Origin of the sequence: Planococcus chinensis, assembly GCF_042681545.1 — a bacterium.
Classification (GTDB): domain Bacteria; phylum Bacillota; class Bacilli; order Bacillales_A; family Planococcaceae; genus Planococcus; species Planococcus chinensis.
The window spans coordinates 1-13799 of record NZ_JBHUFW010000023.1 but is presented as its reverse complement, the minus strand read 5'-3'; the positions used below and the strand labels follow the sequence as shown (position 1 = coordinate 13799).

Below are 13799 nucleotides of genomic sequence, written 5' to 3'. Positions count from 1 at the left end.
TGCATAAAAATTAAGTCAATAGTATTTTTATTAATTTACACGAATGAAATATTCGGTTTTTACCAACAAAACAAGAAAGTTGGCAAAGAATTGTAAAAAAATCTTATAAAATTTTAAGAATATCGTGTATAATGGCATCAAAGTGAGTGGAAGGAGGGAAAGTCATGGGTTTGAAGAAAGATAAGTCAGCGGCGACTAGCGAAGTCACTTCAATTCGAAATGACTACGTCCGCTCGGTGGAACGGCAGGAAAAGCGCCAGCAGGCACATAAAGTCCGGCTGTTCAGACGGTTGACAGTTTTCGGGCTGCTGGTGTTGATGGCGAGCGTCTGGATCGGGATAACGGTATATAACCAGTCGCAGACCATTGCAGAGAAAGAACAGGCGCGTGCAGAGTCGCTCGCGGCCCTCGAGCAAGTCGAAAAAGAACAGGCGCAGCTCCAAGAGCAGATCATGCTATTGAACGATGAAGAGTACATAGCAAAATTGGCGCGCAAAGAATACTTCCTATCAGATGAAGGCGAAATCATTTTCACGCTTCCGAAAGAAGAAGGGGAAAATAAAGAAAAAGCAGCAGAAAAAGAGTAGTCGGTTGACACTCTTTTTTTGCTGATTATAATAAAAAGTGTTATACTTATCGCTAGGGGAAAACCCCGCAATAACGAGTTTTTTGGCCCAGAGAGCGGTCATCTTAATTTTTAAGGAGGAGCATTTTTTTTATGTCGATTGAAGTAGGCAGCAAGTTAGAAGGTAAAGTAACAGGTATTACAAATTTCGGAGCATTCGTTCAGCTACCGACTGGTGCAACAGGCCTCGTGCATATCAGTGAAGTCGCAGACAACTACGTCAAGGACATCAACGACCATCTTAAAGTCGGCGAAATGGTGGAAGTCAAAGTGATGAACGTGGAAGCAGACGGCAAAATCGGTCTGTCTATCCGCAAAGCGAAACCGCAGCCGGAAGGTGCACCGCAGCGTCCAGAACGCCCGCAGCGCCCACGTCCAAGCGGCAACCGCTCGTTTGACCGCGCACCAAAAGAAAACTTTGAAACAAAAATGGCGAAATTCTTGAAGGAAAGTGAAGAGAACATGACTTCATTGAAACGTGCTACAGAATCGAAGCGTGGCGGCCGCGGTGCAAAAAGAGGCTAACTTGCTAGCTGTTTTAATAGCATAGGAAAATGCTTCAATACAGCTTAACAATTGAAATTGAAACGCTTCTCGCATTTGGGGAGCGTTTTTTTTATCATCTGCCGAGGGGTGAACGGCTTGGAAAAAGGCGAAGTGGTAAAAGCTTATAAGGAATATGAACAGTATTTATCCGCTTTGGCGGTTTCCTGCCGTTCAGTGGAAGATGTGCATGCCCCGATAGCAGAAGGAAAGTGGTCGGTCGCTGAAATTGTCATGCATCTGGCAGAATGGGACCGGTATATCCGGGAGCAGCGGCTTCCCGGCATGATAGAAAGCGCCCGGCTCGAAGGAGCTCCGGACGTTGGCCGGTTCAACGAAGCTGCCGCCGCGAAAGCCGTTTCCCTGGAATTTGAGGAAGTCGTTTCCTACGCACAGCGCGAGCGGGCATTGCTGCGAAAAGCGGTCGAAGCCTTCTCTCCCAAGGAATGGAAAGCCCGATTTTACATAGGGGAGCGAGCGACAACTGCGGAAGATTATTTAGGCAGCCTGCTCGGCCATGACACACATCACCGACAGCAGATCGACGATTTTTTGCCATAAAAAAAAGCAGCATCCCGGATAGGATGCTGCTTTTGGTCACAATGATGGCGGCAGAGGGGATCGAACCCCCGACCTTACGGGTATGAACCGTACGCTCTAGCCAGCTGAGCTACGCCGCCTTGTTCAAACGAACATTTTCTATAATACTACCGAACCCGCAAGGTGTCAATGGAATTCGGAAAAAATAAAACCGCCAGTCAGAAGGAGGATGCCCCATGGGAAACTACGAAGCAAAAATGGCGGCCTACCTGAAAAAGCAGCCGCTTTTGCAAACGGGTGACCGGGTCCTGCTCGGATGTTCAGGCGGGATCGATTCGCTCGTGCTGCTGCATTATTTGAAAGCGCATGAAATTCAATACGGCATTGCAGTGGAAGCTGTCCATGTCAATCATATGCTGCGGGGAGAAGAGTCCGTGGCAGACCGGCTGTTCACGGAAGAAACGTGCCGCAGTTGGCAGATCCCTTGCTCTAGCCGGGACATCCCCATCCCTGACCTCTGGCAAGCAGCCGGCGGCAACAAGCAGCAAATCTGCCGCAACGAACGCTATGCCTATTTTGAAGAAGTGATGGAAAAAACCGGAGCAGAAAAAGTCGCTACGGCCCATCATGCAGATGACCAATTGGAGACGCTCCTGATGTCCGGTCTTCGGGGATCGCTGGGATCCGGGGCGGTCGGCATGCCGGCCAGGCGCCGGTTCGGCAAAGGGGAGCTGGTCCGCCCCCAATTGGGGGTCTGCAAAACGGACATTGCCGATTATGCAGCACGGCACGGCATCGTCCACCGGGAAGACTCCAGCAATGCAGAAACGGTCTACACCCGGAACCGCATCCGCCAGTCCATCATTCCGCTAATGAAAGAGGAAAATTCCGCGGCTGCCGAACAATTTGCAGCTTTTGCCGATGAAATCCAGCAGGACCGGCGCTTTATCGAAGCCCTCGCTGCGGAGAAAATCGCCGGAATGGTGATTCAGGAAGGAAATGGAATCCGGATATCGGCAGAAAGTTTCAGGCGGGAAGCACTTGCTTTACAAAAAAGAATGGTTCTAATACTATTAAACTATCTATATAATGGGCAGCACGTGTCGATTACAAGGCAGTTGGCCGAAAAAGTGCAGGAAGTGTTGCTGCATCCGGAAGGAACTGTCCATCTGCATTTGCCGCAAAATTATAGGATGATCCGTGAGTACGACACGGTACGGTTTTTCCGCGAAACGGAAAAATCCCCTGTGCACGCGGAGACAGCGGTCATTTCGCAAGAATGGTCGAAGAAAGTGAAAGGTTTTCGGTATAAAGCCGTTCCTCTAACTGAAGTTCCACAAACTGATGATGCAGTGTTTTGGTATTTTTCTGCGCCTGCTGAAGGCAGGCTGGTCATAAGGAACCGCAAGCCGGGCGACCGCATCCGGCTGAAAGGAATGGACCAGCCGAAAAAAGTGGCGCGCTTGATGATTGATGAAAAAGTGCCGGCTCCTGAAAGGGACGATTGGCCGGTCATTGCAGCGGAAACGGATGAAGTGGTCCTGATTCCCGGGCTGCGCCCTTCCAGTTTCTTCAGCCGCCGAAAGCGAGCGGAAGATGACTGGATTTTATTGGAACAACGTGTATAGATTGCAAAATGCGGATTATTAGGAGGTCCACCATGCTACAAAAAGACATTGAAGAAGTATTGATCACTGAAGAAAAACTGCAAGAGAAAGCGCGTGAACTCGGAGAAATCCTGACGCGCGACTACCAGGACAAATACCCGTTGGCGATCGGCGTACTAAAAGGCGCAATGCCATTCATGGGCGATTTGATGAAGCGCATTGACGGCTATATCGAAATGGATTTCATGGACGTTTCAAGCTACGGCAATGCCACGGTTTCTTCAGGGGAAGTAAAAATCATCAAGGATTTGAATGCCAGCGTGGAAGGCCGCGACCTTTTGATCATCGAAGATATCATTGACAGCGGATTGACGCTCAGCTATTTGGTGGACCTGTTCAAATACCGTAAAGCTAATTCAATCAAAATCGTTACCCTGTTGGACAAGCCAACTGGCCGGAAAGTGGATTTGAAAGCGGATTACATCGGATTTGAAGTGCCGGATGCATTTGTTGTCGGATACGGATTGGATTATGCTGAAAAATACCGCAACTTGCCATATATTGGAATTTTAAAGCCTTCTGTTTATAGTGAAGATCAAGAATAGTCAAAAGTCGTTCACAGACTGCTAATTCACCCACGGACCTAAGGGCTTTTCGTTGTATGCGCAAAAGCTCGTATGTTAGTATTTAGTATAGTTTTGGGAAACATTATGAGGAGGCTTGGGATGAATCGAATATTTCGGTACACCATATTTTACTTACTGATCTTCCTAGTTATTATCGGTATTTTGGGTACTTTCAACAATAGTGGCCAACCGACAAAAAATATAGGATACGACGAATTTTTGGATGCGCTGGAAAATGGGACGATCGATGAAGTCACCATCCAGCCGAACGCTAGCGTTTACGAAGTGACAGGGACGTTGGACGGCTATGACGAAGGCGAGTCGTTCGTCACGAACATCCCGCTTGAAAACGAAGCGCTTTTGACGCAGATTGATGAAGTTGCGAAATCCCAGGAAGGCGTGCAGTTCAATTTCATGAAAGCACCCCAGACGAGCGGATGGGTTCAATTCTTCACAGGCATCATTCCCTTCATCATCATCTTCATCCTCTTCTTCTTCTTGCTTAACCAGTCACAAGGCGGCGGAGGCGGCCGTGTGATGAACTTCGGCAAAAGTAAAGCGAAGCTGTATGATGACCAGAAACATAAAGTCCGCTTCAACGATGTTGCTGGAGCAGACGAAGAAAAGCAGGAACTTGTCGAAGTGGTCGACTTCCTGAAAGACCCTCGCCGTTTTGCGGACATTGGTGCCCGCATTCCAAAAGGGATTTTGCTAGTCGGACCTCCGGGTACCGGTAAAACTTTGCTGGCCCGTGCAGTTGCCGGTGAAGCAGGCGTACCGTTCTTCTCGATCAGTGGATCGGATTTCGTTGAGATGTTTGTCGGCGTCGGGGCATCCCGCGTACGCGACCTTTTCGAAAATGCCAAGAAAAATTCTCCGTGTATCATTTTCATCGATGAAATCGATGCGGTTGGACGCCAGCGTGGCGCAGGCCTCGGCGGCGGACACGATGAGCGCGAACAGACATTGAACCAATTGCTTGTTGAAATGGATGGTTTCGGCGCGAACGAAGGCGTCATCATCATCGCTGCAACAAACCGTCCGGACATTCTGGATCCAGCCCTTCTGCGTCCTGGCCGTTTTGACCGCCAGATTACAGTAGGCCGTCCGGATGTCAAAGGACGCGAAGAAGTATTGCGCGTGCACGCACGCAACAAGCCGCTTGAGCCGACAGTCGACCTTAAGGCGATTGCCCAGCGCACCCCTGGATTCTCAGGAGCGGATCTTGAAAACTTACTGAACGAAGCAGCCTTGGTGGCAGCACGCCGCAATAAACTCAAAATCGACATGTCCGATATCGACGAAGCGACAGACCGTGTTATTGCGGGCCCAGCTAAGAAGAACCGCGTCATCTCGAAAAAAGAGCGCAACATTGTCGCTTTCCACGAAGCGGGCCATACAGTAGTCGGCTTGATGCTGGATGATGCGGAAACGGTCCATAAAGTAACGATTGTCCCTCGCGGACAAGCAGGCGGCTATGCTGTCATGCTTCCGAAAGAAGACCGTTACTTCATGACGAAGCCGGAATTGCTTGATAAGATTTCAGGCTTGCTTGGCGGACGTGTGGCAGAAGATCTTGTGTTCGGCGAAGTTTCAACAGGCGCCCACAACGACTTCCAGCGTGCGACAGCTATTGCACGAAGCATGGTGACTGAGTACGGAATGAGCGATAAGATCGGACCGATCCAATTCGGACAGGGGCAAGGCGGAAATGTATTCCTTGGCCGCGACTTCAACTCAGACCAGAATTACTCGGATGCGATCGCTTTTGAAATCGATCAGGAAATTCAGCGCATCATCAAAGAGCAGTACTTGCGCACAAAAGAGATTCTTACTGAAAAGAAAGATCTTCTGACATTGATCGCAACGACGTTGCTTGAAGTGGAAACGTTGGATGCTGGCCAGATCCTTCATTTGAAAGATCATGGAACATTGCCTGAACGATCTTACGAAGCATTGAACGGCGATTTTGAAAAAGACGCTGTCGATCTAGAGAAAAAAGACGAGACTCCTGATGCAATCGGAGCGCCGAACGACCCATCAGCCGGCGATTTGCCGAAAGAAGGCCGGACTGGCGAGGCTACTGGCCCGATCCAGGAAGACCGCAAATAAGCTGTATTCATGCCAATTGGCCTTTCCTTCCCGGAACGGCCGGTTGGTTTTTTTATTGTCCGGTTTCTGGCCCTTTTCTAATTTCTCTGAGAATATGGTATGATGTGTTGGAAAAATGCTCATAAGAGAGGGTTTATGTATGATCTTAGTTATGGATGTCGGCAACACGAATATTGTCCTGGGCGTTTACGGGAGCGAGCGCCTACTCCACCACTGGCGGCTGGAGACGGACCGCCATAAGACCGAGGATGAATTCGGCATGCAGATCAAAATGCTGCTGAACGATGTCGGTTTGGGATTCCAAGCGATTGATGGGATTATCATGTCCTCTGTTGTTCCGCCGATCATGTTTGCGCTTGAGCGCATGTGCCAGAAATACTTTCGCATCAAGCCGCAAATAGTCGGTCCGGGCGTCAAAACCGGCCTGAACATCAAGTATGACAATCCCCGCGAGGTCGGAGCGGACCGGATCGTCAATGCGGTGGCTGCCATCCATGAATACGGGGCTCCGCTCATCATTGTGGATTTCGGCACGGCGACTACCTATTGCTATATCGATGAGCGCGAGCAATATATGGGCGGAGCGATTGCACCGGGCATCGGTATTTCTACGGAAGCGCTCTATGACCGTGCATCCAAACTGCCGCGCATCGAAATCGCCCGCCCGCCAAGCGTGGTCGGAAAAAATACGGTTTCAGCCATGCAATCCGGCATCGTCTACGGTTATGTGGGGCAAGCGGAAGGCATCATTGCCCGGATGAAAGCGCAGAGCAAAGGGGTGCCGACGGTCATTGCAACCGGCGGAATGGCTTCCTTGATTGCTGCTGAGTCTTCGGCAGTGGACCATGTGGACCCGTTTTTGACGCTCAAAGGGCTTTACTTAATATACAAACGCAATCAAGCGTAAGAAAGGGACGATCAATGTGGGAGATTATTTAGTACGCGGCTTGGGGTTTGGCGGCAACGTCCGTGCCTTTGCAGTTGATGCGACGGATACTGTAGCTGAGGCGCAGCGCCGCCACGGGACCTGGCCGACAGCTTCAGCTGCACTCGGACGCGCCATGACTGGCGGCGTTATGCTGGGGGCAATGCTGAAAGGCGACAACAAAGTGACATTGAAGATTGAAGGCGGCGGCCCGATCGGCGCAATTCTGGTGGACAGCGATGCCGACGGACGTGTCCGCGGCTATGTCACCAATCCGCAGACGCAAGTCGACTCGGATATCAAAGGCAAACTGAACGTCAAAGGGGCAGTAGGGACAACGGGCATGCTGTCGATTGTAAAAGATTTAGGGATGAAGGAAAATTTCACGGGACAAAGCCCGATCGTCTCCGGGGAAATTGCAGAAGACCTGACTTATTATTTTGCTGTCTCGGAACAAGTGCCTTCTTCTGTCGGCCTTGGTGTACTGGTCGATACCGACAACTCGATCCTTGCCGCCGGGGGCTTTATTATCCAGCTGATGCCGGATACCGACGAAGAAACAATCACGAAAATCGAGAAGCAGCTTGGAAGCATCGAACCCGTGTCAACGATGATCCAGCGCGGCTTATCGCCTGAGGAAGTTCTGGAAGAAGTTCTTGGTAAAGGGAATGTACAGATTTTGGACAAAATGCCGGTGAAGTTTGAATGCAATTGCTCGAAAGAACGTTTTGCAGAAGGAATTTTGGGCCTTGGGGAAAAAGAAATCCGCGACATGATCGATGAGCAGGGGATGGCAGAAGCGCAATGCCATTTCTGCTTGGAAACGTATCATTATTCAAAAGAAGAGTTGGAAGCATTGATCGATGAGCTACACGCGTGACCCGCGGCGCCCTGTCCCTTCACCGGCGAAAGCAGGGCGACCGAGAAGAAAACTGAAAACCGGGCCATTACTGGCCCTCTTGCTACTCTTGTTCATCGGGAATTTGCTGTGGTTTATCGCCTGGCTTGTTCCGAACGGCTCAGGCGGCAATGAAGAAGTCGCTTCCGTCCAGGGCGACGCCATCACCCGCGAAGAATGGATGGCTGCAATGGAAGATCAGCATGGTCGCGACACGCTGCTCGGATTGGTCAATCAAAAAGTGATGGCTACAGCAGCAAAAGAATATGAAATTAAGGTAACCGATAAAGAAATCGATCTGGAAATAGCGATGCTGCGGACAGCGCAGGATGGCACGGACGGCTCGCTGTTTGCTGAAGACACCGAAAGCCTTCGGAAGCAAGTGGAGGCCCAGTTGATCCTGGAAAAAGTGCTGACAAAAGACATTGTTGTGGAAGATGCTGAAGTTGAAGCCTTCTATGAAGAAAACCGCTCTTTGTATGACGTGGAAGACGCTTACCGCACACGCATGATCGTAGTGGGATCCCGAAAAGAGGCGGAAGAAACGGTTAAGGAACTGGAAAATGGTTCCTCGTTTGAAGCATTGGCGAGAGAACGTTCCATCGACACCGCTTCTGGCAGCCTAGGCGGCGATATCGGCTACATTTCACCTGGCCAGCCTTCCGTGGAGCCGGCAATTGCTGAAGCGGCAGCTTCCCTCAAAGAAGGTACGTGGTCAGAACCGCTGCAGATGAAAGATGGCCGTCTTGCCATCGTTTCGGTCAGCGAGAAAGCAGAAGGCCAAACATTCACATTCAAAGAAGTCCAAGCGCATATTGGCCGTGAACTGGCGCTCGAACAATTGCCGCAATCGGTTACGCCTGAAGCGTTTTGGCAGGAATTCGACGCTGAATGGTTCTATGGAAAATAATAAAAAGACGTTTCCTCTTGGAAATGTCTTTTTATTTTGAATTCATATCGTTGACATGGTTCCAATAAGATTGATACGATGAGGAAAGATTAATGTAGATAAAATCACTAGGGATTAGGAGTGTTGAAAATGGCGCGTATTGGAAATTCCGTTACTGAATTGATAGGCCAGACACCAATTGTGAAATTGAACCGGCTGACAGGTCCCGAAGACGCAGAAGTATATTTGAAATTGGAATATTTCAATCCGGGGAGCAGCGTGAAAGACCGGATTGCCTTGGCAATGGTCGAAGCGGCTGAAAAAGAGGGCAATCTAAAAGAAGGCGACACCATCATTGAGCCGACAAGCGGCAACACCGGTATTGGGCTGGCGATGATCGCTGCTGCCAAAGGCTATAAATCTGTGCTGGTCATGCCGGAGACCATGAGCATGGAGCGGCGCAACCTGCTCCGCGCATATGGAGCCGAGCTGGTTCTGACGCCAGGGCCGGACGGGATGAACGGTCCGAACGGCGCCATCAAGACAGCTGAAAAATTGGCTGCAGAAAACGGCTGGTTTATGCCGCAGCAGTTCAAGAACGCTGCCAATCCGGAAATCCACCGATTGACGACAGGGCCTGAAATCGTTGAAACGATGGGCGAACAACTGGATGCTTTCATTTCCGGCATCGGGACAGGCGGTACCATTACCGGGGCAGGGCAAGTATTGAAGGAACATTACCCGAACATCCACTTGGTAGCGGTCGAGCCGACCGATTCGCCGGTGCTTTCCGGAGGCAAGCCGGGCCCGCATAAAATCCAGGGCATTGGCGCCGGTTTCGTGCCAGAAGTGCTGGATACGAAAATCTATGACGAAATCATCCAGGTGACGAATGACCAGTCTTACGAAACAGCCCGAAGAGCGGCACGCGAAGAAGGCATCCTTGGAGGCGTTTCTTCAGGGGCGGCTATCTACGCTGCCTTGGAAGTTGCAAAACGCCTTGGCAAAGGCAAGAAAGTGCTGGCCATCATCCCTTCCAACGGAGAGCGCTACTTGAGCACACCGCTTTACCAATTCGAAGAAAATTAAACCGACCTAAAAGAGTATGCTGCGTGCATGCTCTTTTATTGTGGCGGAAAAAACACCATTCGCGTTAAGATAAGGACAAACATTATTTCCCGGGCAATAAACCGAACGGATAGGAGCATGCATAAATGGACATCAACAAGAAAACATGGGTAATGGGCATACTGAATGTGACGCCGGATTCTTTCTCGGACGGCGGAAAATATACCACTGTGGACCAAGCGCTGGCGCAGGCGAAAAAAATGATTGCTGATGGAGCTGATATCATCGACGTAGGCGGCGAATCGACGCGTCCGGGCTATACGATGATTTCGGATGAAGAGGAAATTTCCCGCGTGGTGCCGGTCATCAAAGCTTTGGCGGAAGAGACCGATGCATTAATTTCCATTGATACCTATAAAGCGGCAGTTGCGGAAGCGGCGGTTGCGGCAGGGGCTCATATCATCAATGATATCTGGGGTGCTAAATACGAACCCGCTATTGCCAAGGTCGCAGCGAAATGGGATGTGCCAATTATATTAATGCACAACCGTAACGATACGTCATACAATGACTTCTGGAAAGAAGTGCAGGAAGATATGGATGAAAGCATAAGAATTGCACTGACGGCCGGGGTCCCTAAAGAGCGCATCTGGCTGGATCCGGGCATCGGGTTCGGCAAAACGACTGCCCACAATATCGAAATGATGCAGCATTTTAAAGAATTTGTAGAACTGGGTTATCCGGTGCTGCTCGGCGCTTCCCGCAAATCCTTAGTTGGAAAAGTGCTTAACCTGCCTGTTTCAGAGCGTCTTGAGGGTTCCTTGGCCACTGTATGCTTCGGGGTCGACCGTGGATGCCAGATCGTCCGGGTGCACGACGTCAAAGAAACAAGCCGGACGGTCAAGATGATGGACGTGCTGACAGGGAAAGTACAATATGAGGAGGCAGATTGATGGATTATATTCATGTGAACGATATAGAGTTTTACGGCTACCACGGTGTTTTTCCGGAAGAAACAAAACTCGGCCAACGTTTCCGTTTGACGGTCACGCTCGCGGTGGATTTGCAAAAAGCCGGAGAAACCGATGACCTCGCGCATACTGTAAATTATGGGGAAGTATACCAAGTGTGCCGTTCCGTCGTTGAAGGCGAACCGAAAAAATTGGTGGAAGCCGTGGCTGAAGAAGTCGCTTCCCGCCTTTTATCGGAATTCCAATTGGTGAAAGGGATCCGGGTGCTGATGATCAAGCCGGACCCGCCGATACCCGGCCATTACAAATCGGTAGCCATTGAATTGACGCGGGGAGAATTTTCATGAATGAAAGCTATCTGTCACTCGGCTCGAACATGGGCAACCGGCTCGATATGCTGAAGACGGCAGTCCGCCTATTGATGGAGCATCCTTCTGTGGAAGTGATGGCAATTTCCTCCCTCTATGAAACCGATCCGGTCGGCTTTACAGACCAAGAGCCGTTCCTTAATATGGTGGTCCGCCTCGAGACGCCTCTTCCGGCGCTTGAACTTTTAGATATCTGCCAGGAGATTGAACGGAAATTGAACCGGGAGCGGCTCGTCCGATGGGGCCCGCGGACAATAGACCTTGATATTTTGATTTATAATCGGGACAACGTGGAATCGGAAAGGTTGACCGTTCCGCATCCCCGAATGCATGAACGGGCGTTCGTCCTCATCCCGCTCTTGGAAGTGAATCCGGCGCTTGAGAATATGCCCGAGCCGCCGGAACAAGGCGTCCGGTTATGGAAAACCTATAGTGGAGCCGAAGCGTTCGTGGACGAAAAGTAGGCTTGCAGCTGTAGCTAAATAAAAATATCCGGGCAAGCAAGTTATCCCGGGAATGATAAAGAGCGGAAAATGCAGGCAACAGGACCGGCGGGACAGAAGGTTTCGAGCAGTTGTCCGTCATGGGCTGTCACAAGAACTGGAAGAACGTAAAGCTGCAGACAATGCGGTTTAATTTCGATATCCGGGCTGCCTTGATTTTGTGGCAGCTTTTTTATATGGCTAACGAATAGAAATTGTGTACAATAGAGAAATACACGAATGAGCGTGGTTTTTAAAGACAAAGGAGTGTAGGACATGTCAGAAGAGTTAAATGATCAAATATTGGTGAGACGCCAAAAAATGCAAACCTTCCGTGATAACGGAATGGATCCATTCGGTTCGCGTTTTGAACGCACTCATCTTTCGGAAGAAATTATAAACGAGTTCAGCGAACTTTCAAAAGAGGACCTTGAAGCCAACCCGCAAGAAGTTGTAATCGCGGGCCGGATTATGACAAAGCGCGGAAAAGGGAAAGCTGGATTCGCACATGTGCAAGATTTGAAAGGCCAAATCCAGATTTACGTCCGCAAAGATGCGATCGGCGACGAAGCTTACGAGTTTTTCAATACAGTCGACCTGGGTGATATCGTCGGCGTAAAAGGAACAGTTTTCAAAACAAACGTTGGAGAACTTTCGGTTAAAGCGAAAGAAGTGGTTTTCTTAACAAAAGCACTTCGTCCGCTGCCGGAAAAATTCCACGGGTTGAAAGATATTGAACAACGCTATCGCCAGCGCTACCTGGATCTGATCACGAGCGAAACAAGCAAAGAGACATTCATCCTGCGCAGCCGCATTATCCAGTCGATGCGCCGGTATCTGGATAACGAAGGATTTTTAGAAGTCGAAACACCGATGCTCCATTCAATTGCCGGGGGAGCTACAGCACGTCCGTTCATCACTTATCACAATGCCTTGGACATGGAAATGTTTATTCGGATTGCGATTGAATTGCATTTGAAGCGCCTTATTGTCGGGGGCTTAGAAAAAGTTTATGAAATTGGACGAGTATTCCGGAACGAAGGGGTGTCAACGCGGCACAATCCGGAATTCACAATGCTGGAACTTTATGAAGCCTACGCTGATTACAACGATGTTATGGCGCTAACTGAAAATCTGATTGCCCATATTGCTCAAGAAGTTCTTGGAACTACGACTGTTCAATACGGAGAAGATGAGATTAATTTGGCTCCTGGTTGGAGACGTCTCCATATGGCGGATGCCGTAAAAGAATACACAGGTGTAGACTTCTGGCAGCAGATGACGAAAGAAGAAGCTCACGCTCTAGCGAAAGAACACAATATTGAAGTGAAGCCAACCATGGAAGTCGGCCACATCTTAAATGAATTCTTTGAGCAAAAAGTGGAAGAAGAACTTGTTCAGCCGACTTTTGTCTTCGGACACCCGGTTGAAATTTCTCCGCTTGCTAAAAAGAATCCGGAGGACGAGCGCTTTACTGACCGTTTCGAGTTGTTCATTGTAAGACGTGAGCATGCCAATGCATTCACGGAGTTGAACGATCCGATCGATCAGCGTGAGCGTTTTGAAGCGCAGCTGGTTGAGAAAGCTGAAGGAAACGATGAGGCACATGAAATGGATGATGATTTCATCGAAGCTTTGGAATATGGAATGCCGCCAACTGGAGGACTAGGGATCGGGATTGACCGTCTAGTCATGCTGTTGACCAACTCCGCTTCTATTAGGGATGTACTTTTGTTCCCGCAAATGCGTCCGCGCGACTAATTTACCGGATGGAAGTTGCTAGTAAAATGCACGGCTCAAAGCTATTTTGCTTTGAGCCGTTTTAATTTCAAAAAAGTGCTTGCGTTGATTAAGAGCCGGTGCTATAATAATTGATGTCGTGTTTTTAGCGACTAAAAAGAGTGAAATAAAAGATGGACTTTGTTGTTGACTTCTTCCTGAGAAGCTGATAATATTGAAAAGTCGCCGTAAGAAAACGGCATACAACATGAACCTTGAAAACTGAACAGCAAAACGTCAACAAAAATTGTTGAGGCGTTCCGACGCCGAAACAAATTTCTGTGAGGGTCGCCGCAAGGCGATCGGAGCAAACTTACTGATCAGCTCACGCAGATCAAAGCGAGCCGCGCGTCTTTCGGGACGGCG

At 49.5% G+C, this 13799-nt stretch carries 14 protein-coding genes and 1 tRNA gene; 14 read left to right on the top strand and 1 reads right to left on the bottom strand.

Going from position 1 to position 13799, the window contains the following annotated elements:
- Positions 1–164: 164 nt before the first annotated feature.
- The 3 genes from ACFSDB_RS17455 to ACFSDB_RS17445 all read left to right on the top strand — a co-directional run bounded on the left by ACFSDB_RS17455 (position 165) and on the right by ACFSDB_RS17445 (position 1729).
- On the top strand, positions 165–587 hold the full coding sequence (locus ACFSDB_RS17455; RefSeq protein WP_204893746.1) for an FtsB family cell division protein: 423 nt from the start codon (positions 165–167) through the stop codon (positions 585–587).
- A 131-nt stretch (positions 588–718) separates the two neighbouring features.
- Positions 719–1150, top strand: a complete 432-nt coding sequence (locus ACFSDB_RS17450; RefSeq protein WP_204893745.1) for a S1 domain-containing RNA-binding protein — start codon at positions 719–721, stop codon at positions 1148–1150.
- Positions 1151–1267: 117 nt separating this feature from the next.
- A complete protein-coding gene (locus ACFSDB_RS17445; protein WP_204893744.1) occupies positions 1268–1729 on the top strand; it encodes a DinB family protein in 462 nt (153 codons plus the stop codon).
- 45 nt (positions 1730–1774) lie between these two features.
- Here the strand turns inward: ACFSDB_RS17445 and ACFSDB_RS17440 are convergent.
- Positions 1775–1848: transfer RNA gene (locus ACFSDB_RS17440), tRNA-Met, on the bottom strand.
- A 96-nt stretch (positions 1849–1944) separates the two neighbouring features.
- Between ACFSDB_RS17440 and tilS the strand changes: the two genes are divergently transcribed.
- From tilS to lysS, 11 genes are all read left to right on the top strand, one after another.
- Positions 1945–3336, top strand: coding sequence for a tRNA lysidine(34) synthetase TilS (gene tilS / locus ACFSDB_RS17435; RefSeq protein WP_204893743.1), 1392 nt, complete (start codon positions 1945–1947; stop codon positions 3334–3336).
- Between the two features lie 32 nt (positions 3337–3368).
- Entirely contained in the window at positions 3369–3920 is a 552-nt protein-coding gene (gene hpt, locus ACFSDB_RS17430) for a hypoxanthine phosphoribosyltransferase (RefSeq protein ID WP_204893742.1), read from the top strand.
- A gap of 120 nt (positions 3921–4040) precedes the next feature.
- Positions 4041–6053 (top strand): ATP-dependent zinc metalloprotease FtsH, encoded by a 2013-nt coding sequence (ftsH, locus tag ACFSDB_RS17425; RefSeq protein ID WP_204893741.1) that lies wholly within the window; start codon positions 4041–4043, stop codon positions 6051–6053.
- Between the two features lie 139 nt (positions 6054–6192).
- Complete coding sequence (locus ACFSDB_RS17420; protein ID WP_204893740.1) at positions 6193–6960, top strand: type III pantothenate kinase; 768 nt, start codon at positions 6193–6195, stop codon at positions 6958–6960.
- Between the two features lie 16 nt (positions 6961–6976).
- The gene (gene hslO / locus ACFSDB_RS17415; RefSeq protein WP_204893739.1) at positions 6977–7858 is read left to right on the top strand and encodes an Hsp33 family molecular chaperone HslO; all 882 of its coding nucleotides are present in this window, start codon (positions 6977–6979) and stop codon (positions 7856–7858) included.
- A complete protein-coding gene (locus ACFSDB_RS17410; protein WP_204893738.1) occupies positions 7842–8786 on the top strand; it encodes a peptidyl-prolyl cis-trans isomerase in 945 nt (314 codons plus the stop codon). Before hslO ends, ACFSDB_RS17410 begins: the two co-directional genes overlap by 17 nt.
- Before the next feature lie 129 nt (positions 8787–8915).
- Positions 8916–9854: a cysteine synthase A gene (gene cysK / locus ACFSDB_RS17405; RefSeq protein ID WP_204893737.1), complete on the top strand. Its 939-nt coding sequence runs from the start codon at positions 8916–8918 to the stop codon at positions 9852–9854.
- 125 nt (positions 9855–9979) lie between these two features.
- A complete protein-coding gene (gene folP, locus ACFSDB_RS17400; RefSeq protein WP_204893736.1) occupies positions 9980–10786 on the top strand; it encodes a dihydropteroate synthase in 807 nt (268 codons plus the stop codon).
- Entirely contained in the window at positions 10786–11151 is a 366-nt protein-coding gene (gene folB, locus ACFSDB_RS17395) for a dihydroneopterin aldolase (protein WP_204893735.1), read from the top strand. Before folP ends, folB begins: the two co-directional genes overlap by 1 nt.
- Positions 11148–11636 carry a 2-amino-4-hydroxy-6-hydroxymethyldihydropteridine diphosphokinase gene (gene folK, locus ACFSDB_RS17390; RefSeq protein WP_204893734.1) on the top strand — a complete coding sequence of 163 codons (489 nt, stop codon included), beginning with the start codon at positions 11148–11150 and terminating at the stop codon, positions 11634–11636. The genes folB and folK overlap by 4 nt, the downstream gene beginning before the upstream one ends.
- A gap of 294 nt (positions 11637–11930) precedes the next feature.
- Entirely contained in the window at positions 11931–13415 is a 1485-nt protein-coding gene (gene lysS / locus ACFSDB_RS17385; RefSeq protein ID WP_204893733.1) for a lysine--tRNA ligase, read from the top strand.
- The last annotated feature ends 384 nt before the right edge of the window (positions 13416–13799 follow it).

Excerpts from the sequence above, each read along its gene's own strand:
- ACFSDB_RS17420 (WP_204893740.1), top strand. The coding sequence starts at position 6,193 with ATGATCTTAGTTATGGATGTCGGCAACACGAATATTGTCCTGGGCGTT.
- ACFSDB_RS17455 (WP_204893746.1), top strand. The coding sequence starts at position 165 with ATGGGTTTGAAGAAAGATAAGTCAGCGGCGACTAGCGAAGTCACTTCA.
- tilS (WP_204893743.1), top strand. The coding sequence starts at position 1,945 with ATGGGAAACTACGAAGCAAAAATGGCGGCCTACCTGAAAAAGCAGCCG.
- hpt (WP_204893742.1), top strand. The coding sequence starts at position 3,369 with ATGCTACAAAAAGACATTGAAGAAGTATTGATCACTGAAGAAAAACTG.
- ACFSDB_RS17450 (WP_204893745.1), top strand. The coding sequence starts at position 719 with ATGTCGATTGAAGTAGGCAGCAAGTTAGAAGGTAAAGTAACAGGTATT.
- folK (WP_204893734.1), top strand. The coding sequence starts at position 11,148 with ATGAATGAAAGCTATCTGTCACTCGGCTCGAACATGGGCAACCGGCTC.
- ftsH (WP_204893741.1), top strand. The coding sequence starts at position 4,041 with ATGAATCGAATATTTCGGTACACCATATTTTACTTACTGATCTTCCTA.
- lysS (WP_204893733.1), top strand. The coding sequence starts at position 11,931 with ATGTCAGAAGAGTTAAATGATCAAATATTGGTGAGACGCCAAAAAATG.
- ACFSDB_RS17410 (WP_204893738.1), top strand. The coding sequence starts at position 7,842 with ATGAGCTACACGCGTGACCCGCGGCGCCCTGTCCCTTCACCGGCGAAA.
- folP (WP_204893736.1), top strand. The coding sequence starts at position 9,980 with ATGGACATCAACAAGAAAACATGGGTAATGGGCATACTGAATGTGACG.
- cysK (WP_204893737.1), top strand. The coding sequence starts at position 8,916 with ATGGCGCGTATTGGAAATTCCGTTACTGAATTGATAGGCCAGACACCA.
- folB (WP_204893735.1), top strand. The coding sequence starts at position 10,786 with ATGGATTATATTCATGTGAACGATATAGAGTTTTACGGCTACCACGGT.